The 22,776-nt window shown below is 45.2% G+C and carries 18 protein-coding genes; 4 read left to right on the forward strand and 14 right to left on the reverse strand.

The window, feature by feature from the left end; genetic code table 11:
* Positions 1–13: 13 nt before the first annotated feature.
* Both C0033_RS13260 and C0033_RS13265 read right to left on the reverse strand, forming a co-directional pair.
* Entirely contained in the window at positions 14–1,168 is a 1,155-nt protein-coding gene (locus C0033_RS13260) for a hypothetical protein (RefSeq protein ID WP_103228359.1), read from the reverse strand.
* 148 nt (positions 1,169–1,316) lie between these two features.
* The gene (locus C0033_RS13265; RefSeq protein WP_103228360.1) at positions 1,317–1,694 is read right to left on the reverse strand and encodes a hypothetical protein; all 378 of its coding nucleotides are present in this window, start codon (positions 1,692–1,694) and stop codon (positions 1,317–1,319) included.
* Positions 1,695–2,020: 326 nt separating this feature from the next.
* On the opposite strand from C0033_RS13265, the gene C0033_RS13270 reads away from it, so the two are divergent.
* On the forward strand, positions 2,021–2,608 hold the full coding sequence (locus C0033_RS13270) for an NAD(P)H-dependent oxidoreductase (RefSeq protein ID WP_103228361.1): 588 nt from the start codon (positions 2,021–2,023) through the stop codon (positions 2,606–2,608).
* A gap of 100 nt (positions 2,609–2,708) precedes the next feature.
* Here the strand turns inward: C0033_RS13270 and C0033_RS13275 are convergent, their stop codons facing one another.
* Positions 2,709–3,461: an aminoglycoside phosphotransferase family protein gene (locus tag C0033_RS13275; protein WP_103228362.1), complete on the reverse strand. Its 753-nt coding sequence runs from the start codon at positions 3,459–3,461 to the stop codon at positions 2,709–2,711.
* 26 nt (positions 3,462–3,487) lie between these two features.
* Positions 3,488–6,100, reverse strand: coding sequence for a bifunctional acetaldehyde-CoA/alcohol dehydrogenase (gene adhE / locus C0033_RS13280; protein WP_103228363.1), 2,613 nt, complete (start codon positions 6,098–6,100; stop codon positions 3,488–3,490).
* A 321-nt stretch (positions 6,101–6,421) separates the two neighbouring features.
* Between adhE and C0033_RS13285 the strand changes: the two genes are divergently transcribed.
* Together C0033_RS13285 and C0033_RS13290 are read left to right on the forward strand one after the other, a co-directional pair.
* On the forward strand, positions 6,422–6,799 hold the full coding sequence (locus C0033_RS13285; RefSeq protein ID WP_103228364.1) for a hypothetical protein: 378 nt from the start codon (positions 6,422–6,424) through the stop codon (positions 6,797–6,799).
* Between the two features lie 116 nt (positions 6,800–6,915).
* Complete coding sequence (locus C0033_RS13290) at positions 6,916–7,680, forward strand: alpha/beta hydrolase (RefSeq protein ID WP_103228365.1); 765 nt, start codon at positions 6,916–6,918, stop codon at positions 7,678–7,680.
* A 70-nt stretch (positions 7,681–7,750) separates the two neighbouring features.
* On the opposite strand, the gene C0033_RS13295 is transcribed toward C0033_RS13290, so the two are convergent.
* The 9 genes from C0033_RS13295 to C0033_RS13335 form a co-directional block, all read right to left on the reverse strand.
* Positions 7,751–9,931 (reverse strand): helix-turn-helix domain-containing protein, encoded by a 2,181-nt coding sequence (locus tag C0033_RS13295; protein ID WP_103228366.1) that lies wholly within the window; start codon positions 9,929–9,931, stop codon positions 7,751–7,753.
* 29 nt (positions 9,932–9,960) lie between these two features.
* The gene (locus tag C0033_RS13300; protein WP_103228367.1) at positions 9,961–11,724 is read right to left on the reverse strand and encodes a hypothetical protein; all 1,764 of its coding nucleotides are present in this window, start codon (positions 11,722–11,724) and stop codon (positions 9,961–9,963) included.
* A gap of 9 nt (positions 11,725–11,733) precedes the next feature.
* Positions 11,734–13,584, reverse strand: a complete 1,851-nt coding sequence (locus C0033_RS13305; protein ID WP_103228368.1) for a DUF2264 domain-containing protein — start codon at positions 13,582–13,584, stop codon at positions 11,734–11,736.
* 19 nt (positions 13,585–13,603) lie between these two features.
* On the reverse strand, positions 13,604–15,154 hold the full coding sequence (locus C0033_RS13310; RefSeq protein ID WP_242984493.1) for a DUF3604 domain-containing protein: 1,551 nt from the start codon (positions 15,152–15,154) through the stop codon (positions 13,604–13,606).
* Positions 15,155–15,175: 21 nt separating this feature from the next.
* Positions 15,176–16,285 (reverse strand): glycoside hydrolase family 88 protein, encoded by a 1,110-nt coding sequence (locus C0033_RS13315; RefSeq protein ID WP_103228370.1) that lies wholly within the window; start codon positions 16,283–16,285, stop codon positions 15,176–15,178.
* Positions 16,282–17,670 (reverse strand): sulfatase-like hydrolase/transferase, encoded by a 1,389-nt coding sequence (locus C0033_RS13320; RefSeq protein WP_103228371.1) that lies wholly within the window; start codon positions 17,668–17,670, stop codon positions 16,282–16,284. Before C0033_RS13320 ends, C0033_RS13315 begins: the two co-directional genes overlap by 4 nt.
* A gap of 86 nt (positions 17,671–17,756) precedes the next feature.
* Positions 17,757–18,620, reverse strand: coding sequence for a carbohydrate ABC transporter permease (locus C0033_RS13325; RefSeq protein ID WP_103228372.1), 864 nt, complete (start codon positions 18,618–18,620; stop codon positions 17,757–17,759).
* A complete protein-coding gene (locus C0033_RS13330) occupies positions 18,617–19,573 on the reverse strand; it encodes an ABC transporter permease subunit (RefSeq protein ID WP_242984494.1) in 957 nt (318 codons plus the stop codon). Before C0033_RS13330 ends, C0033_RS13325 begins: the two co-directional genes overlap by 4 nt.
* Before the next feature lie 24 nt (positions 19,574–19,597).
* A complete protein-coding gene (locus C0033_RS13335; RefSeq protein WP_103228373.1) occupies positions 19,598–21,166 on the reverse strand; it encodes an extracellular solute-binding protein in 1,569 nt (522 codons plus the stop codon).
* A gap of 239 nt (positions 21,167–21,405) precedes the next feature.
* On the opposite strand from C0033_RS13335, the gene C0033_RS13340 reads away from it, so the two are divergent.
* Entirely contained in the window at positions 21,406–22,299 is an 894-nt protein-coding gene (locus C0033_RS13340; protein WP_180994727.1) for an ROK family protein, read from the forward strand.
* A gap of 163 nt (positions 22,300–22,462) precedes the next feature.
* Here the strand turns inward: C0033_RS13340 and C0033_RS13345 are convergent, their stop codons facing one another.
* Positions 22,463–22,768: a hypothetical protein gene (locus C0033_RS13345; protein WP_103228375.1), complete on the reverse strand. Its 306-nt coding sequence runs from the start codon at positions 22,766–22,768 to the stop codon at positions 22,463–22,465.
* Between the last annotated feature and the right edge of the window lie 8 nt (positions 22,769–22,776).

Genomic DNA, 22,776 nt, shown 5'->3' on the forward strand with positions numbered 1-22,776 from the left:
CACGCTGACGCTCTTATACCCATTCAACCTCTAACGCAATGTTTTCTTCAACTTCAGATGTTTCTTCACAGCGCAGGCCCACAATGCGCTTTACAAAGCTCCACGCTTTCTTTACTGCAGCCGCCGCGGCAGGTACCACTGTATTATTCACATATTCACCAATCTCGCGAGATGCCGCCAGAAACGCTTTCACACTTGCGCGGACCACTGTCACAACGGTCCGAACCAATAAGCGCGAACCGCATTCCCAAATATCTACAGACTTATCCATAGCGCTATACCAGAACAGCGCTAATAGGATAATTGCCGGAAATGCCATATAAAAACCGAACAAACCAGCCGCCAACAGGGCTCCACAGAACATCGTATATGCAGCTAATTTTATATATAATATCATCCCAAGAATATTCAGCAGAGCCACCGCCAATTCAATTGAAAGCTCACCTGTTGTAAATCGTTTTACTATCTGCTGTTCTGCTTCAGCTGCCGCAATAATGCACGCAGTCTGTTTAATTGTCAAATCCGGTGGAAACTCCTTGATCGTTCCGTTTTTAACTTCCACGTAACAAAGCATAGCCATAATTCCCTGATACCCGATCTCGTCCTGACCGGCCTGCAGCACCATCCAGGTTATACCATTTTCAGCTGCTATCTCTTCCAATTGATCTGCCTGGCGAAGCAGGCCCTGGCTCAGAACCGAAGACGCATTAAGGGCTTCCATGACCTGCGCCCGGATACCGGCTTCCAGCTCAGGATCTGCCTGTTCTTCTGTAAAGGACTCTTCATCCGCCAGACGAATCAAGTTTTCAATTTCCTCACTATCCCCGCCGGACATCGCGGCGTTGGATGCAGTTATTGCAGCAAACATTTTCGTAAGTATACCGCACCGCTCGGCTGTAGACTTGCCTTCAAGCAACTGATCCACCAGTTTTTCCAGGGTACTGTCCTTATCTTCTGCCGCATTGTTATAGCTCTGCTTAAAATCTCTGACCGCCTGTAACGCTTCATCCGCCATCGCCAGCCCACGGTCCATAGATTTATCGTTTAATCCGTCCATATAGATCTGAGCGATGATCTCACGGTCTGTAATGCCTTCCGCCTTTTTATTCAGGACTTCCGCCGCTTTTTCCTTCATCCGCTCAAATTGTTTTTTATTCATCGTCTTCATTGTATTTCCTCCCGTCTTCAATGGTTAATCGATGTTTTGATGAAATACGAAGAGTTACTTTCTCTTCTTTATGATTTCATCTTACTCTTTTAGCCTTAAAAACGCTTCCCTTACCGGAGGAAATATTATGGCTTCCGGACGGCACTATTCATTGGTCCCGCGGATGTTCATGTCCGCTGCTCTCGTCTAATTGCCTGATTACATTCTTTAATTCCTCTTCCGCATCAGGCTTCCTCAAATACCGCAGCACCTCATCTCCCGTTCCCACAAACAAACGCTGTCTGACCACATACTCCTGATTCCACCGTGCCCGGACATTGGCCTCAAGTCTCCATATCCGCCGATCCGAATCAGCATTGTCCGGTATAAATGTCAAAAAAAGTTTTTCATAATTCCGCCGCCCCGGCACATCAAAAGATATGTAAAATTTTTCAAATGCACTGCTTTTCATCTGTGTTTCCGCATATTCGGCCGTTGCCTCTAACAGCTTATAAAAATTGTCATTAAAAAATTCCTCTGTTACCATATCCGTCCTTCCTATACACCGTCTCTGAAATTCCAAGTTATTTCATATTTCTATAATGCATCACTAAATTCATTATTTATTGGTAAAATCATTTTACGTTTCTTCTCTATATATTTTTAGTTTACAGTCCTCATTTCTCTTTATAGTCTAACTCACCTTTACAGATGTTGCAATAGTCAGATAATTAAAAAAATTACGATCATTTATACAATCCGCTAAAAACGGAAACACAAGATTCGTACATTAACTAAATGACGTCCGGAGGAATTTTATAGACGCCTTCTGTGCTATAATAACCATATCACAAGAAAGGAACAAAACAATTTATGAAAATCCTATTTGTAGACTCCTGTATCCGCAGTCAGGAGAAGTCGAGAACCTGGCGGTTATGCCGGACATTTCTAAACCAATATCAATTATTACATCCTGAAGATGAGATCCAGACCATCCGGCTTAACGATGAAATGCCGTTACCAATGGACAGCAACACGTTAGACCGCCGCAACCAGCTGATCTCACAAGGCGATTTCAATAATCCAATTTTTCAATCCGCCCGCCAGTTCGCTTCTGCCGATAAAATCATCGTCGGAGCGCCCTATTGGGATTTGTCTTTTCCGGCCGCATTAAAATGCTATATTGAACAGGTTTCCGTTAACGGAATCACTTTTGGATATGAAAAAGACGGCTCTGTTGGGAAATGTCAGGCAAGTAAACTGCTCTGTATCTCTACCTCAGGAGGAATTATTGGGGATATGGATTTTGGGAACCAGTATCTGAAAGGGATTTGCGGTTTTTTCGGGATTGAGGAGTTTGAAAGTCAGTCGGCTCAGGGATTGGATATTGAGGGGGCTGATGTGGAAGAGATTTTGAGAGAGACGGAAGAATCTTTGAAAGAAATGGTAAAGTCTTGGTGATTTTAAAGTAAAGGGTGAAGGCATTTCTGAAAATGCCTTAAAGTTTAAAGTAAAAGGTGAAGGCATTTTCGAAAATGCCTTCACCCTTGATGTAAATAATCTATTCGTACTCAACAACATCCAGCCATTTTTCCAGCAATTCTTTCTCAGCCGGAATCGCCTTAGCCAATCTGGAAGCCGCTGTAATCGGCAGCCATCTCTGAACATACTGTTTTGCAGTATCGCTCTTATCGCAGAACTTATTCATATACAGATCTGCCATCTTCTGATCATGAAGGGCAAACAGCAGGTAAGTTGTAGCCGCATCAGCAGATGCGTTGCCCTGTGTTGCATGGGACCAGTCTAAGATATGGTAATTGCCGTCTTTATCAACGATAATATTGGATGGATTAAAATCTCCATGAAGCACTTTTGTATGCTTTGGCATACTGGACAAACGGGTGCGCAGCTCATAGCGGGTGGTTGCGTTGATCGCGGTCAGCGCGCTGATCTTGCCGTCCCATTTATCTTTTAATTTGTTTAACAGAGGAGCTTTTTTGCTGTGAACTTCCATCTGCAGATTTACAAAATCATCCATGTATTTCTCAACATTTGCAGGATCTTCGTCCATGATCTGAGCCAATGTTTTGCCTTCGATGTATTCGGAAGTAATGCTCCAGTTTCCGTCCTCAGAAGTGGTAACGCCCAGAATCTTAGGAATCGGAAGACCTGTTTCTTCAACTCTGGCCTGATTGAGAGCCTCGTTTAAAACGTCAGTTTTCGGATAATTTTTGTCAAATACCTTAACAGCAGTATCCCCAACTTTATAGATAATCTTGTGCGTGCGTGTTGCTAAAATCTTATCTGTCTTCATAATGCTATCTCCTTTCTATCCTCTTCTTATTTACCGTAATAAGCCTTTAAGTACATCTCTTTAATCTCGCTCATTAATGGATATCTCGGGTTAGCACCTGTACACTGGTCGTCAAATGCCTGCTCAACCATTGCATCCAGGGTATCCAAGAAGTATTTCTCATCAACACCGTATTCTTTGATTGTCTTCTTAACACCCACAGCTTCTTTTAATTCGCTGATCTTAACAAGGAATTTCTGAACAGCTTCCTCGTCAGTTTTCGCCTGAACACCGCAGAAACGCGCACATTCAGCATATTTTGCCATGGTATGCGGATACTCATACTGGGAGAAGGTTCCCATCTTTCTTGGACACTCAGCTGAGTTGAATTCGATTACCAGGTTCAACAGCAATGCGTTGGCAATACCGTGTGGCAGGTGATGGAATGCGCCTAATTTATGTGCCATGGAGTGACATACTCCAAGGAATGCGTTGTTAAATGCCATACCAGCCATGCAGGATGCGTCTGCCATCTTGCAGCGCGCTTCCACATTAGAACCGTCGTTGTATGCAATTGGAAGATAGTCAAATACATTTTTCATAGCCTTTAATGCAAGACCGTCCGTATAGTCGCTTGCCATTACGGAAACATAAGCCTCCAGTGAGTGAACCAATACGTCAACACCGGATGCGCTTGTTAAGCCCTTCGGCTGGCTCATCATGTTGTCAGCGTCGATAATTGCCATCTTAGGCATTAATTCATAGTCAGCAAGCGGATATTTAACGCCTGTTTCCTGATCTGTGATAACTGCGAAAGAAGTAACCTCAGAACCGGTACCTGAAGAAGTTGGGATAGCTACGAAATAAGCTTTCTCGCCCATCTTAGGGAAGGTGTAAACTCTCTTACGGATATCGATGAAACGCATAGCCATATCTTTGAAGTCCACTTCCGGATGCTCGTACATTACCCACATGATCTTACCTGCATCCATTGCAGAACCGCCGCCCAGAGCGATGATAACATCCGGCTGGAATGCTGTCATAGCTTTTGCGCCTGCCTGTGCATTGGCAAGGGTCGGATCAGGCTGTACTTCTGAGAAGCACTGGTATACGATGCCCATCTCGTCGAGTTTATCAGTAATCGGTTTTGTATAACCGTTCATGTATAAGAAAGAGTCAGTTACGATGAAGGCTCTCTTCTTGCCCATAACTGTTCCCAATTCGTCAAGTGCTACAGGCATACAGCCCTTCTTAAAGTAAACCTTTTCAGGTTGTCTGAACCAAAGCATGTTCTCTCTCCTTTCAGCAACGGTCTTGATGTTAAGCAGATGTTTTACACCCACGTTTTCAGAAACAGAGTTTCCGCCCCATGAACCGCATCCAAGGGTAAGTGAAGGTGTCATCTTGAAGTTGTATAAATCACCGATGCCGCCGTGAGAAGAAGGAGTATTGATAACAATACGGCATGTCTTCATAGCTGCTGCATGTTTTGCCATTTTTTCAGTTTCATTCGGGTTGATGAAAAGAGAAGCCGTATGTCCGTATCCGCCGTCCGCTACCAGCTGCTCAGCTTTTGCAATAGCCTCGTCAAATGTCTTAGCTTTATACATAGCCAGAACCGGAGATAATTTCTCATGAGCGAATTCTTCTTCGATATTAACGGATTCCACTTCACCGATCAGGATCTTTGTATCCACAGGAACATTAACTCCTGCCAATGATGCGATCTTATGTGCGGACTGTCCAACGATCTTAGCATTTAATGCGCCGTTGATTAAGATTGTTTTACGGACTTTATCGATCTCGTCTGCTTTTAAGAAATAGCATCCACGGTATTCAAATTCTTTCTTTACTTCTCTATAAATTGATTCTAACACAGTTACAGACTGTTCGGAAGCACAAATCATACCATTATCAAATGTCTTTGAATGGATGATGGAGTTTACTGCCATCTTGATATCAGCTGTGTCGTCAATGATAACAGGCGTATTACCAGCGCCAACGCCTAAAGCAGGTTTTCCTGAAGAATAAGCCGCTGTAACCATACCAGGACCGCCGGTTGCCAGGATTGTGTCGGCTCCTCTCATAACCTCGTTGGTCAGTTCCAGTGAAGGAACGTCGATCCAGCCGATGATTCCTTCCGGAGCTCCGGCCTTAACTGCCGCATCCAAAACAACTTTAGCCGCTGCGATTGTACATCCTTTTGCACGTGGATGAGGGGAAATGATGATGGCATTTCTTGTTTTTAACGAAATCAGAGTCTTGAAAATTGCTGTTGAGGTTGGGTTTGTTGTCGGTATAACTGCTGCGATCAGACCGATAGGCTCAGCGATTTTTTTGATTCCGAACGCTTTATCTTCTTCTACCACGCCGCAGGTCTTGGTGTTTTTGTAAGCATTGTAAATGTACTCGGCCGCATAGTTATTTTTGATAACTTTGTCTTCCACAACGCCCATTCCGGTTTCCTCAACTGCCATTTTAGCAAGCGGGATACGCATCTGGTTAGCAGCTTTAGCAGCTTCATAAAAGATTTTGTCTACCTGCTCCTGTGTATAGGTGGCAAAAATCTTTTGAGCTTCCCTCATTGCTTTCATCTTTGCAATTAGAGCATCCACGCTGTCAATAATTGCCGGTACAGTGACTTCTGTTTTGTTTGCCATGATGATTCCTCCTAAATAATATTTTATAAGTAAAAAATAATTGATATTTATTTAACAATTAAATAATATCATTTCGTTAAAAAAATATCAATTGGTATTTTCATACAATCTAATTTTATATTGTACTTATTTTTGTGCAATATTACTTTCACCTGCATTTCCGTATACAGAATATGCTCCTGAGCCATGAATCACAGCAAAGAACAGGCATTTTCCCCCGTTACCCTTTGCCGGAAGCCCCTTCCAATGGTATAATTACTATAGAAATATAATTTCAGAAACCCAGAGATTCTTTCTATCATATATAAAGGAGGCCAAACTATGCTTAACGACTTAAAATACTTCGCGGACAATACCTGGAACCAGGCGCTGAACATCGACAACAAAATTGTAGAAATCACGATTCAGGGAACCAAGGAAGCGCCGGCTGAGTTATATCTCCATCTGGCGGAAAAAGTCATTTCTGATGTGGACAATTATCTGTACAAAGCCCAAAAACAGCTGGACACCTGGAACCTTGCACAGAGCTGTACCCCTCAGATCTCCTCCTTTTACTTTGGGGACTACGGATATGGCAATGGGAAAGATATGAACGGAGGATTCACCGTCTCTTTCAGCGATTCCGACCAGCACACTATGCACACGGTAAAATTTGATATGCACAATATACCCATCGGATATGAGATGTGGTTTGCATAAAACATCAACTGCGGTATTAACCGGAAAGGAGCCAAAATGAGAATAGAAAAAACCAACTAGCCGGCAAGGCCATATCTGCCTTGCTAATATAATAATCAGACTATTAGGAGGCAATCATGTCATATTTTAAATTTGAAGATAAGAATATTTACTACGAAGAAACCGGATGCGGAAAACCACTTTTACTGCTTCACGGCAACACCGCTTCTTCCAACATGTTTGGCGCTGTCGCCGGCGGATACGCCCAGGATCACCGGGTTATCCTGATGGATTTTTTAGGCCACGGCCAATCTGACCGCCTTGATAAATTCCCCGCCGATCTTTGGTTTTACGAAGCAGAACAAGTCATCGCATTTCTCAAAGAAAAGCAGTATGGAAAAGTGGATATTATAGGCACCAGCGGCGGCGCTCTGATCGCAATCAATGTGGCCCTCGAAGCTCCCGAACTGGTGGGAAAAATCATTGCAGACAGTTTTGAAGGGGAAGTTCCATTAAAAGCATTTACCAATTCTGTAGTTGAAGACAGAGAAGCTTCTAAAAATGATCCTGACGCCAGAATGTTCTATTACTACATGCACGGCGACGACTGGGAAACCATTGTTGATCTGGACACACAGGCAATCGTGGAACATGATAAAACCATTGGTAAATTCTTTCATAAACCGTTAAGCAGTCTTTCGGTCCCCATCCTGATGACCGGAAGCAAAACCGATGAATTTATATGTATGATAAACCCGGATTATTTTGAAACTACATATGGTGACATGATCCGTAAAATCGGTCACGGGCAGATGCATCTGTTCGAAACCGGACGGCATCCGGCTATGCTTTCCAATGAAGTGGAATTTATGGCTGTATGCAAAGCGTTTTTAGAAATTTAAAGTAAAGGGTGAAGGCATTTTCGAAAATGCCTTCAAGGTTGATGTAAAAAAAGAAGACGGAATAGAAAATCTATTCTGTCTTCTCCTTTTTCCGAAACGCCATCGGCGTTTCCCCATAATACTTTTTAAAGTACCGTATAAAACTCTGCACATTATTATAACCCAACTGCTCCGCAATATCCTTAATTTTAAGCGCCGGAGTCGTCAGCACCAGTTCCTTCGCCTTCTGCATTCTAATAAAAGTAATATACTCTAAAACCGTATACCCCGTCTCTTCCTTAAAGATAATGCTCAAATACCCCGATGACAAAAACACCGCTTTTGCCACTTCATCCAGAGACAAATCCTTCCAGTAATTTGAAGTGATAAAAGCCACCGCCTTTTCCACATTCGGCGAGTACGGCTTTTCCTGGCGTTCAAAATTCTTGATGCAGGCTTCTAAAATCCTTTCCGACATCTGTTCCAGATCCAGAATGCTTTCCGCGCTGAAAACCGACTGGAAAATATCCTTTTCATTGTACTCCTTAGGAAGTTTTCCTCCCAATTCCAGCACATTTTTAATCAGATTATTGCAGATTTGGAAATATACAAATCTGGTATACTGGATATCCGTGGCATTGTTGCTCAAATCCTTCGTGAGCGTATGAAGGGTTTCCTCCGCCTCTTCCACATTGCCCTCTGTCACATATTTTGTCAGGCGGTTTTCAATTTCCCTGCTGTAGTACTCGTTCTTATATTCCGACACGGGAGCCGCTTCGTACATCAGCGTATTTTTCCCTTTAAAAAATGTCTTATCCAGAGTTCGTAATGTTTCGGAATAAACCAGGTTCATATTTTCCCGGTTTTTAAAACTTCTGCTGACACAGCAGGTGATCTTTATCAGATCATCGCTTTCCAGCTTCACCTTAACACCGTCAATCTTATTGAGGAATTCTTCATAATCATAAGAAGTGTTGAATATTCCCACACAGCGCTCAGAAGTCATTCCCGCAAAAAATCCGTCAATTTCAGGCTCATCCTGAATCAGCTCCCGGAACCGATTGATAATCGTTCCTCTGGCCTCTTTATCCTCACATTCCGTGATAACCAGCACATTCCACTCAAAATTCATGTTCTGGTGAAGCACCAGCTTCAGATGTTCAAACCGCTCTTCATCAAAAAATTCCATCACCAGTTTTCCGATCGAATCCCTGACAACCGATGGCAGGGCGTATTCCTTTTCCGTCTGCAGTTCATTGACAACATTCTCAATCAGACTGTATTCATTGGTAACCTTTTCCTGCTGGTCTTTTGCCGCAATACCCTGAAGCTTATGGCCCAGCTGCTTTAACGGTTTATAGACATATAGCGAAAACAGGTAAATGATAACCGTGGCGGCGGCAATCATCAGCACACTGGCTATAATGATGATCTTTTTAACCGCTCCCGCTTCCTTAACAAGATACGTGTAATCCTGAACGGCCGCCAGAGAGATGTCCGATACTTCCGAACGGTTTTTATAGAGAACCAGGTTCTGTCCGCCCAGATTGATCTTTTCCACTCTTTGAGCCTGATCCTGAAGCTGTACCTTAATGTCCGGGTCAATGTCGCCGACCCCATCAACCGAAAGCATGTCCCCGTCCCTGGTCAGAAGATAGCTCTTTACCATCTCCGTCTCGCTTCCGATCAGCAGGTTATTGGTAAATGACTCCTCATTGAGGGTCAATATGATATAAACGTCCTTTTCCCCTCTTACCGGCTCAAAAACCTTGACAAACTCAAGCTGCTTATCCCCGTCTTCCTCATCAATGATAAATGAATTCTGCTTCCGGTAACCAATCATAGGATTCTTATCATCCAGCTGAATCTTGGTTTTTTCCGTAATAGCAATTCCCCTTTTTACATCGACCAGACAGATCCCCTCCACCAGGCTGTTATTGGAACAGATATTCTGGAAATGGCGGATCATCTTTAAAAGAGCCGTAGGGCGCTCATAATAAACCTCATTGGTCATCAAAAATTTAAATACATTTTCATCTCCGATCATCAGGTTTACCGTTTCATCCAGCTGCTTCACCCTCTCGTCCAGGGCGCTGCTCTTTTCCGCGATCATATCTTCATTAAATGCAATCATATTGTTCAGAATCAGTTTCGAACTGAACGCGCTGCAAATGATTGCGATCATGCAGATAAAAACCACGGTTATCACTATATTCACCAGATAAAGTTTATAAAATATCATGCTTTTCGGCGATAGTTTTTTTCTATTCATTCACTTTCCCCCAATATAGAAATACTATATCAAAATGAAAAGCAAAAAGCAATCTTCCCGCATTCCGGCTCGATTACCGCCTTTAACGCCTCTGCCCCCGGAACCAGATTGTAGATTCTTTCCACGCCGTAAGGCAGGTCAAGTTTCCCCTTCTTCACAACTGCTTTCACATCAATACCATTTTTACGTATCAAAACCGAATTTTCATCCCTGATGATCTCCTCATCCTTCTCCGATATCAGAGGTAAGACACATCTGACTTGGGCTCCCATAACGGCGCTGACACATATAGAATCTTTTCCAAATACATATTCGATCTCATAGGCTCCATTTTCCCCCTGGAGCTGATTCTGATCAAGGTCCGTCAGCCTTCCGCTCACCCACACCGCTGTACCGGAAGCCGTTTCCTCACAGGACAGCGAGCTTTTGTAATCATACATGCTGCTGTACTCGTTTCCGCCTTCCTCACAGTCCAGACGGAATGACAGGCATTCATGACGGGAAAATCTGGGTAACTGCATATTATTAGGCTCTTTCAGGCTGTAACTGCCCATGCTGCTTCCAATCAAAAGCCCGGCCCGCTCATGCCATAAAAGAGATAAAGTTCCGCCGCTGGCATGGCCTCCCGGCAGCTTTAGATACTCCCAGTCATATCCCGTGACTGTAGCCGTATATCCGTCCCCAGTGACCAGATAAGTATCCGTCTCCTCCAGATAAACCGGGTGTTTTAATTCCATTCTTGGAAGTTTTCCGTCCATAAGCCGCTCTTCCAGCCCGCGGTCTAAAATGCCAACCAGAACCTTGGCATGGCTGAACGCGTGGTGCACGCATGGCGCCTCCCCCATTTCCCACACATGAGGGCCGCCGTATAAAAAGCCGTCGTGAGTGCATTGTTCCAGCAATTTCAGGTTCTTATAAGCCGCAATGCCGAATTCCGGTTCCACATCTGCTCCGGTCAGATAACCCAAAGCGCAGCCGTCCGAGGTCCGGCTTCCCCAATACGTCCATTTATAGTTCCTGGTTCCAAAACTGTTGTCCATTCCTCCGTCTTCCAAAAGAAACAGCATGTGCCGTTTCAGCGCTTTTCTCAACAGCTTCTTCAGCTCTTCATCCCCGGTCAGATATGCGTACTGGATAAACGACGGCAGAGATTCCTCCATGTTATATCCGATGTCCACCGGACGGCAGCCTTTTGCGCTGTAACCGTTTACCGGACGGCCTTCCCCGGCCAGGATTCCGCTTTCCGTTATCTGTCCTGCCGCCAGGCCGGCCAGCTCCCGCCCTCTGCGTATGTATTTTTCTTCCCCTAGAAACTCTCCGCACAGGTGCATGGCCAGGCTGTTAGTAATCCGGTAATTCACATTGCAGACCTCAAACGTCTTAAATCCGCACAGAAATTCCGCGGCTTTTGCAATGCGCGCTTTCCATTTATCATAAGTCTCCTGATCCAGCAGATGTCCATGATATTCCAGCGCCTCGATCAGCTGGATCACACTGAATACCGTGGTTCCCTTCCATTCCGAATTCGTATCATTGACATAGGAGCCGTCTTCCCGGGATACGGTCTGCTCCGCCCAGTCAAAGAGCATTTTAGCCCCTTCCAGATACCGTTCGTCCTTGTCCGCATCTGCCAGATACAGAAACGGGTAGATGGCGTCGAAACACCTTCCGTGGATTCCGGCGCAGGCCGGGCAGAGGATACCGCCCCTTAACGCAGGGTTATCCACAGACCTGACCTGTAACTCCAACAGTTTTCCACACCACTGCCTTAATAAATCCCCACATAAACTCATAAGTGTCTTTTACTCCTCCACGTCTGAATACTTTCTCACACATTTGCCGTAACTGATCTGGAATCCCGAGCCGTCTCTCCTGTATTCCGGACAATGGCTCCACTCCTTTTCAGCCTCTTGTGCCGTCCCGGCTCCCAAAACAGCGCAGGCCAGCCATGTTTCACCCACCGGAATCTTCCCTTCCAACGTAGGAATCACGGTTCTGGAATACATGATATTCGTATTCGGATGTGCGGCCACCAGAATTCCTTCTCTCGGCCCTTCCAGGTTCACAATTCCGGTACATCCCCATGGGAAAAATGCTTTCGACATCCGTTCATCCGCCCGCATCTCGCTTCCATTTTCCTGTTTCTCATAGAAATCACAGTTGACCGCATAAGCGCCTTCGCCTCCTGTCAGCTCCCTTTTGCTCTCGATCCTGTGGACTCTCACATGCCAGGAACCGCATGGAACCAGCCATGTGTGAATGGCCACATCCGCCCACGGCTCCCATACGCTGTAGATTCCATTTTCACTGACCTTTACTTCCCTGCAGCTGCGCCTGGTCCGGTACAGATTGTCCCCGGATTCGCACAGAGCCAGCACGGAATCAAATGCGCCCTGGTCCAAACCGTATTCCGCTCCCGGAACGCTGAACCCAAACACATTGGAATAAGCGAATTTTTCATATTTGGCGGCCATAAAGCTGGGTTCAAACCTGGCGTACTGCCCCGATGTGAGCGCCTGGATATGGCTTCCGCCTTCCCCTCTCATGAAGATCATAAAAGGATGCTTTTGAACCGATAACAACGGCAATTCAGGAAGCTCTTCCTCCTCTGCCGTCCAAAACGGATGGTCTTCAGGCAGGGCCAGCACCAGAAATGATTTCATCGCCCATGCAGGCGAACCGGGCGCATTGTAAAACTCCGCCATTTTAAGATTAGGGTAACGGTAACCAATTGTCAGCAGCCCGTCCCGGTCAAAAATAGGCTGTTTCATCCACCATCTGATATTTCTCAGAACAATGCCTTTGACCACTCCCCAGGAATACGCTTCCACCTCCGCATACGCCAGCGCGCTCCAGAATGCGGACATCGCAAACCGGTAGGTCAGACTCCGCCCATAGGGAAGGGCATCCCCTTCTTTGGCAAACCAGCAGATAAAATCTCCGGCAAATTCCGCCGCCCGGCATTTATACCGTTTCGCCCGCACCGGGTCCTCTTCACCCATTAGCTTTGCATAGATCAAACCGTAAAAATGCATGGCAAATGCGATATAATAATCCCTCTGCAGCGTTGGCCCGTCGGAATACCAGCCGTCTGAAAGATAGCTTTTTTCGATCTCATCGAGAGCCGTTTCCATAGTTTCCCGGCTGTACTCTGCCCCCGCTTTTTTCAGCCCCATATTCACAATCACATAGAAAAACAGCCAGTTGTTCGTGGCCAGCGGCACTTCATTGATCTTTAAAAGCCAGGTTTCCAAATTCTTTTTTTCCTGCTCCGTAAGCGGTTCCCACACCAGCTCCGGCACCATGGCAAGCGCCAGCCCCAGGGTTGTCATCTCCACCACTTTCTGCTCTTTCCCATCCAAATCTCCCCAATATTCCGGTGAATTTGGGTCCGTACCGTTTTTAATTCCCTCCAGATACTCATCCCAGAGCCCGGTTTTAAAACCTCCGGCACTTAATGGGACAAGCCCGAACAGAGGTCTTAAAAATCCCTCTGTCCAGGCTGTCTTATGAGGATATTTGGCCGCGCTCTCCCCGGCATTTAACCAGGCTTTCTGCGGGCTTAACTGTTTAACGGCACAGGATATCATGTTCTCCGCCAAATCCTGCAGATCCTGCCTGGATTTCAACGAGTTTTTGCTCATCTCCTGCATATCCCTTCTCCATTCAACTCTATTTTTCCTTATTCACATAAACCGGTGATACATAAGCCCACTGACGGTTTTTCTGGGCTACTTCCAGATGATAGTAATCACAGTCATTTTCCGGTTTATTGTCTTCCAGATCCAGGTCAAATGTGTATTTTGACTCAGGAAGCGCTTTGTAGATCTTAAATGCCTGGGAATGATAATATTCCATATGGCTGGTGTATCCGTAGTTCAGCAGTTCCCCGATGGAAGCCGTATACGTTTTATCGTTAATTGTAAATGTCACTTTCGTGTTCAAATCTCCCTGAACCTTAACCACAACCGAAGAGGTGGACGGATGAAGGGTGGATTTATTGCCCACGGTATCGCAGCTCCATACAAACTCGCTGCCGCTCTTTAACTCAGAGTACGTCTCAATGTCGTTGATGTCATTTTCATCATAAGATTCATCTTTAGACGGAGCCAGAACGCTTCTGCCTCTGAAATACGTATTGTATTCTTTAATTGTGCCGCCCTCAGTCTGAATGCTGCCGTTCCAGCGGTAAAGGGAAGAATTGCCCCAGCCCATTTCCACGCGGAGTTTATAGCATCCCTCCTGGTTGATCTCCTGGAATGTTTCGCCGTTAATGATGTGGATTGGCTTGTAATTCTTATAGAGAATGATCTTATCAAGGGTTCCTTCCGTCTCCACATGAGCGTGAATCTTTCTCATATTGCCTGTGATCTCACTGCCCATCCAGGAATCATTTACCTTGAAATCACAGAGGATTCTGTCGCCCGTAACCGCATAGGTTCTTCTGGCCTTAATGGCCGCCCAGATGCTCTCTCTGGTCTTCTCTTCCGCAATAACGGCTGCCATTCCGTCGCCGTAAGAACCCGGGAAACCTGCATGATGGTCCGTGGAACCTACAAATCCGAATTTATGTCCCTGACGGAGGCCTTCATCCACCATATCCCTGGTATCTCTCGGCCCCATGTTGTGATAATACGGATAATCCGCGTCTTCATTCATGGAACAGCCATGTTTGGAATACACTTCCACAACAGGAGAAATGGTATTGTCAAACTTCTTCCAGTCAATTCCCCTATAATCCGGCGTATATCCGATATGATGAGGAACCGCGATGGCGTCTTTGCCGCAGTCCTCCACCAATTCTCTCGGTGAATCCCTGTAGATCAGCGGAAGTTCATCATCGATGGAAAGCAGATGGTGGTCGCCGTATTCTCTGGAATGAAGCTCATATCCCTGAATAGCCACAAAATCCGCCCCGTTGGCCTCCGCCACTTCTTTTCTGATCTCTTCCCAATGATCCTTTAATTTCTTAAATCCTTCCAAATGGAAATTAACCACAAATTCCGTGCCCGGCGCTTTTTCATACATATCCGGCCACATGGCATGTCCCGTAAATGCCGCAAAATCCAGCTGGCTTTTCGCCCTCTTTATGGCATTCGACAGACTTCCGAATCCATATGTAATTCCGCAATGATTGTGCAAATCTCCCCAGTAAGTATTCATAATTGTAGTCTCTCCTTCTGCTGCCCTGCAGCCTGTCACTTTATTAACTTTATTAATCAACCGCCTTCCGGCGTTGTTTTCCTAAAATACTTCCGTCTTATGGTTCAGTTTTATCAACGCTTCCGTAAAGAAGAAATCCCCGTAAATAATCGGCACATTAACATGTTTTTTCTTCGCATAATTTACTGTGCCCTTCTGTATAATTCCCTGGGTTTCCTCTGAAAAATCAGCATAATTCTCATAAAGCCCTTTTAAGATGGCCACCGCCTGGTCATGATAAAACTCCTTCTCAGCCCCGTCTTCCATCAGGCCGGAAAGTTCCAAAAGCCCGCTGGCCGTACAGGCAGAAGCGGATGAATCCAGCACAAAACGGTCCTCGGCGTCTGTTCTGAAATCCCAATAAGGAACTTTATCCTCAGGAAGGTGGGAAAGGAAATAGCCGGCCACATTTTTAGATGCCGTCATGTATTCTTCTTTTCCTGTTTCCCGGTAAGCCAGCGCCATGCCGTAGATCGCCCAGGCCTGGCCTCTCGCCCATGCGGAATCAGGGTCTTTTCCCTGGCCGCCCAGGTTTTCAATCTTCTCACCTGTATAAGGATCGAAGCTGACGATATGGGCCGTTGTATTGTCCGGCCTGATAAAGCTTTTTAACACTGTATCCGCATGCGCTTTTGCGATATGGTAAAATCTCGGATCATTCATCTCCTTTGACGCCCAGAATAACAGGGGGATATTCATCATACAGTCGATGATCGCCCAGCCCTTCGAATCCGGGTTCACTTCATCGGTCCACGCCCGTATAAAGTTTCCTGCCAGATTAAAACGGCCTGCCAGATGGCTGGCTGCTTTCAGCCCCCTCACCCTGGACTTTGCATTGCCGGTCAGTTTATAGTCGATGACTGCCGACGGCAGCCACATAAATCCCACGTCATGATGAAGGGTCACAAATCCGTCCAAAACCTCGTCCAAACGGTCTTCCAGCTCTCTTGCCAGAAGAAGCGCCTTTTCATCTTTTTTCTCCTGATACAAAAGCCATAAAAGCCCGGGCCAAAACCCGGATGTCCAAAATGCCGCCCCCTGGTCATTATAGACTCCGTCATAAGCTACATGGGGAAAATGCGCTCCGATCCCGTCGATATTCCGTTCAATCTTTAAAAGGCATTTTTCTAATGCTTCCTTTGTCCAGCTCATCCCTTATTCTCCTCCCAGTTGAAGTAATCTTTGTGTTTCTCATTGAAGTCTCTGCAGGCCGCGTACATGGTGTTTAACGCGTCCTGATATTGTGCATCCCCGGCCACATTTTTCATCTCATGAGGATCTTTTTCAAGATCATATAACTCATGCTGCCGCTGGTTGTCATACACGTACTTATACCGTTTTGAAACCGCCGCTCTTCTTATTGTACCATAGCCAGGATTTCCTGAATACTGGGAAAAGACGATTCGGTTTTCATCCGGTTTCTCTCCCCTGATTATAGGAAGAAGGGAGATTCCGTCGCCGGTTTTATCATCGATTCCGGCCAGTTCACAGATCGTCGGCTTAATGTCCAGATGCGAGATCACACCGTCTGAACTTCCCGCATTTTCTCCCGGAACCTTTATTACAAACGGCACTTTTACCGCCTCTTCATACATCTCCATCTTCTGATACATGCTGTGCTGTCCCAGATTATCCCCATGATCCGAGGTGAAAATGATACAGGTATTCTCATATCTGCCCTGAGCTTTCAGCTCTTCCATGACCGCGCCAAAGATCTCGTCCGCCATGGTAGTCAGTCCCAGATGGGCCGCCCATACCTTTCTCCACTCTTCCATGGATACGCCTTCCGCCAACTGGGCCGGAACCCCTTTTCTTCTCAATTCCGGTTCGCCTTCCGCAGCAATTCCGATGTTTTCCGGAAGCACAATCTGATCCGGATCATACATGGAAGCATAGGGCTCAGGAACGCGCAGCGGAGGATGAGGAGCCCATAGATATGTAAACAGGGCAACCGGACCTTCCGGCAGTTCTCTGATAAAGTTCAACGCCTGATCCTTAAAATAAAAGTCTTTAAACTGCTCAACCGGCTTATCCCAAACACTGACTTTATGGCCGCTGTAAAGCTTAGTCACATACTCGCCTTCGATGTCCTCTTCCACCTTTGTCAGCTCGCTTTTATCCCTGGCGGTCACGATCCCCTGTTCCTTTGCCCAGGTCTCATAATCTTCCTGATTCACAAAAAAGTCCAGTCCCTGTTCCCTCATAGGCGGCTGAACCTTAATGTGGTCAACTCCCACATGTCCGATGCGGTATCCGGCCTCTTTTAATATTCTGTGAATCGGTTTTAAATCCCCTGCCGTCTCTCCCTTCCAGTCATTATATACCACGCCGTTTGCAGTAGGGTATACGCCTGTGGCTAAAGCGGTTCTTGCAGGCACACAAAGCGGACAGGCGTCATACGCGCGTTCAAACCGGAACCCCTCGTTCACAAGCCGGTTTAAATTCGGCGTTACTTCCCGTCCGCACTGGACCATATTGATCATATCCGCCCGCTGATGGTCCGTCATAAAAAGCAGTATATCTGGTCTGTTTCCCATATCGGTATTCTCCTCTCAATCATTTCCCTGGATACTCAAAAATTCCGTATGCCAAAAACGGCATACAGAATTTTCAAATCCGCGTTTTACCCCTTCACAGATCCCATCATTACTCCCTGTGTAAAATGTTTCTGAAGGAACGGATAAACGCATATAATCGGTAACACGGTAATTACAATAGTTGCCATCTTAAAGTTCTCAGGATTCATAAACACCTCGCCGCCGCTGTTTAAGTCGTTGGCTACCATGTCGATAATATTTCTGAGCACAACCTGAAGAGGCCATTTTGAATCAGTATTAATGTAAATCGTCGCATGAAGGAATTCATTCCAATGCTGTACTGCGTAGAATAGCGAAATGGTTGCCAGCGACGCCTTGGAAAGCGGCAGTACAATTTTAACCAGCGTTGCCGCATCGCCGCAGCCGTCGATTTTTGCGGCTTCAATCAAGCTGTCCGGTATGCTCTTAAAGAACTTGCTCAGGATCAAAAGGTTGTATACGTTAACCGCCATGGAAGCGATCAGAGACCATAAGCTGTTCAAAAGTCCGAATTGCTTGATTACAAGATATGTAGGTATCATACCTCCGTTAAACAACATCGGGAATATTACAAACGCCGACAGATACTTTCTGCCCGGAAGCTTCTCTCTGGAAAGCGGATATGCCAGCATAATTGTCAGCACCATATTCACACATGTTCCTACCAGGGTTAAAAATACGGAGTTAAAAAATCCGGAAAACAATATTTTCTTGGAAAATGCATAAATATATGACTCAACGGTAAATCCTTCCGGCCAGAGGTAAAGGCTGTTCAGGCTGGCTTTTGACGGGTCGCTGAAGGAATACATCACAACATACCAGAACGGATACAGCATTATAATTCCTATTATAACGAATAACAGGTAATTCAACACGGTAGACACATGTACCTTTTTATGTCTGTGCATCATACGATTCCCTCCTCCCCGAACATTTTACTGATCTTATTGGCGCTGGATACCAGAATCAGGGCAATTACCGATTTAAAGGTATCAACTGCCGCTGCAAAACTGTAGGACCCCCGCCCAAGACCTTCCCGGTAAACATAGGTATCAAAGATATCAATGCTTTCCATCGTAATTGGGTTCTGCAAAACTAAAATCTGTTCAAATCCGGCGCTCATAACTTTACCGATTCTGAGAATCAGCATTACGATAATGATGGAAGAAATTGCCGGAATCGTGATGTGCAGCATCTGCTGGAACTTGTTTGCTCCGTCCATTCTGGCTGCTTCATACAGGTTCAAATCCACCTGAGTCAGGGCTGCCAGGAATACGATCGTGCTCCATCCCGCTTCCTTCCATACATCGGAAAAGATAACGACCCAGAAGATCGTGCTTTTCTTAGCCATGATGTTGATCGGCTCAACTCCCAGCACGCGGAACACCTGTCCCGCCAGTCCGAAGACCGGCGAGAAAAGGTTCAGCATGATTCCTCCGATTACTACCCATGATAAAAAGTGAGGCAGATACAGAAGTGTCTGGGTTACTTTTTTAAATTTTACCGCTTTGATTTCATTTAAAAGGATCGCCAGTAAGATAGGAATCGGGAATCCGATCACGATCTTGGTCAAACTGATGACCAGAGTATTTTTCATAACATTCCAGAAATCAGAGGAATGTACCAGCGCTTTGAAATTCGCAAGTCCCACCCAGTCGCTGGCCCAAATACCTTTAAAAATGTTGTAATCTTTAAAAGCAATTACCAGGCCAAACATGGGCAGATACCGGAATAAGATGAAATATAACAATCCGGGGATCATTAACAAATAAAGTACTTTATGTTCTTTTACGGCCTTCCATGTTTTACTTCCGGATTTTTTTGTAGCTGATGCTTTTACCGCCGCATTTGATCCTGCTGCCATGTCAACCTCTCCTTAACTTTTATTTTATTTTGCCTGATAAGCTTCATCCAGGGCTTTTGTCAGTTCCACTCCGCCTCTGGAGTTCCACTCTTCCACGAAGTCTTCAAATCCGCCGTCGATCGGTGTTTCGCCTACGATCATTTCGATATATCTGGTATTTGTGATTTCTCTCAGTTTTGGATAAATTTCATTTAATTCATCAATGAAGATACCGTCAACCGGGCTTCCGTAGCAGATGGTATGTGAATAATCAAATGCGTCAAACAGTTCCGGTGAAGAATGATCGAATAATACGGTATTACCAATGAAGAATTTATTTAAATCCAGGTCATTTGTCTCTTTGTCATCAATCAGTCTGACTAACTTATCGCCTTCCCATTTGTAGTGCTCACCTTCCACACCATACTGTGCGAAGCGGTTTCCTTCTTCTGACATCAGGTAATCAATCAGTCTTAAACATGCGTCAATATTCTTGGAATCTTTTGATACAAATGTTCTTAACCAGCCTCTTTCACTTGCCATACGGATACCTACAGGGTTGTCGCTTCCGCCTTTCAGTACAGGGCCGTATACATGCTCGCCGTTTGGATTGCTCTGGATAAACGGCTCATAGTAGTTTGACCAGTTGTTCTTATCAAAAATATGTATTTTAGTAACGCCTGCGCCATAGATACCGGATTTTACTTTCTGCTGCCATCTCTTAGGATCATCCGTTACGAATTCAGGATCGATTAAACCGTCTTTGTACATCTTGTTTAAGAATACTAATGCATCTTTCATTCCAGGATCAACAGAGCCGTTTACAACGTGGCCGTCTTTTAACATCCAGTAGTTAGGAAGTGCACCATAAGCGCCAAAAATGTGGTCGAACCATGTGGTATCCACGTTCTGATATCCGCCAAAAGCAAAGGTATCGTCTACGCCGTTTCCATCAGGGTCTTGTTTTGCAACTGCTTTTGCAACTTCATAATATTCGTCTAATGTGGTAGGAACTTCCAGACCGAATTTATCCAGCCAGTCTTTTCTGTAAGCGATGATGGATAATGGGTTCGGATTCTTGATACCGATCGAGTAGATATTTCCATCCGTATATCTCATGGTATCCCATGTAGCTTCATCACGGCCGTTTTTAATGTTTGGATAGTTATCCCAGTATTCATTTAATGGAAGAAGAATGCCGGAAGACAGTAACTGGCTCTCCATGGTTTCTGTCTCACACTGAATGATGTCAGGGCGGTCGCCGGAAGCCAGAAGGATATTTAATTTGTTATCCAGATCTTTTGTAGGAACCTGAATGATCTCTAATTCTGTATTGGTTGCTTCTTCAATCATCTTCTTCGCATAAGAACCGTCTACAATGTTCTTATTAGTTAAGAAGAGTTTCAGATGAGCCGGAGCCTCTTTCTCACCGGAAGCCTGTGTATCACCAGCCGCTGCCGTCGTATCTCCTGCTGCCGTAGTTGCCGCTTTGCTTTCAGCCGCCGATGAAGCAGTCCCCTCTGTCTTCTTCGCGCCGCAGCCAGCTAATGAACCTGCCAGCAAACATACTGACATAACCCCTGCTGCCATCCTCAATAGTTTTTGCTTTCTCATAAAATAAATCCTCCTTTGTGCACATTTTATATTTTCGTGTGCTTTCTTGTATTTCTATGATATAATTTCATTATGAAAATTTCAACCCACGATTTATAATATTATTATCTTTTATTCATATTTTACAATTGCAATCTGCGTTTTTTAATATAATATGGCTTTTTAAATATGTTTATTTTCGCATTTTATTGTATAATATGTATATTATTTTTACTCAAAAGCAGAAAAGGAGCATAATAATGAACAAATTATTCGGTACCATAGACATTGGCGGCACAAAAATCATGGCAGGCATTACAGATGAAAAAGGGGACATTAAAAGCTATGAAAAATTCCCCACACTGGAATTACAGGTTTCCGACACCATGGATAAAATTATAAATTGCCTGAACAGGCAGCGCGCGGATCTTTCCATCTCCCTTTCACAGCTCTCCGGCATCGGCGTCGTATGCGCAGGCCCGGTGGATGCGGTAAAAGGCACCATCGAAAATCCTTATACCCTTCCCGGCTGGGATCACTATCCTTTAGTTCAGGTGTTAGAAGACCGTTCCGGCCTTCCCGTAAAACTGGAAAATGATGTGAACGGCGCTTTATTAGGAGAAGTTGTATTAAAAGGCCTTACAGAAAAACGCGTTTTAATGATCGCCTTCGGAACCGGAATCGGCGCAGCATTCCAGGCCGGCGGCCGTCTCTACCGGGCCGGACAGGGCTTCCACCCCGAACTTGGCCACATCATCGTTTCCGGCGAAGGCGATACCTGCTACTGCGGCCACAAGGGCTGCTTTGAAAGCCTGTGGTCCGGCACCGCCCTTCACAAACGCGCAAAAGATATGGGATTTTCAGATTTTAATGATTTATTCGCTCAGTGGAATTCCGGAGATGAGAAAGCCGGACTCTTTATTAAGAAGATACAGACAGAATTACAAACCGCCGTATGGAACCTGGGAATCATCTTTAAACCCGAAGCCATAATCTTAGGCGGAGGAATCATGTCGACTTATTTTCCTTTTGCAAGTAATTCACTGCAGGAGGACATGAGGGACAATGATGATTTCGTACCTCCCTATCAGATTCTCCAGGCGGACCCGGAACATAATCCGGCTTTAATTGGGGCTATGAAATTATTTTTCTAAAGAAGGATTTATGAGACAGGTAAGGACTGATTTCCGGATCAGTTTTTACCTGTCTCATTTTCCTTTACGAGTCTTAGTACCACTTCAGCCGAACGTCCAAATCATATTCCCATCGGATCTTCCCCGCCCCAACCATTTTATCAGCATTCCTGGCGTTCCCTGCTCAAAAACGCATAATCCATCTGCATTCATCTTTAAAAAATACCAGTTTCACGTCCCGCCTGATGCCTTCAAAGCAGACCGTACAATCATATTCCACTGATGCAATTCCGTTATATCGTTTCTCTTCCATATAATTAACATGGATCTCATCGATTTTCTCAACCCGGCCTTCGGACTGAAATTTTATCATCATAGGCATAGACCTTCCTGTACTGGTAAACCAGCATTTACAGGCAATCTCGATCTGGCGGCCTCTGACCGGACCACTGTCCGCCTCTTTAGTGTTCACACCTATTCCAAATGCCATAATCCACG

Origin of the sequence: Clostridium sp. chh4-2 (assembly GCF_002899675.1) — a bacterium.
Classification (GTDB): domain Bacteria; phylum Bacillota; class Clostridia; order Lachnospirales; family Lachnospiraceae; genus CHH4-2.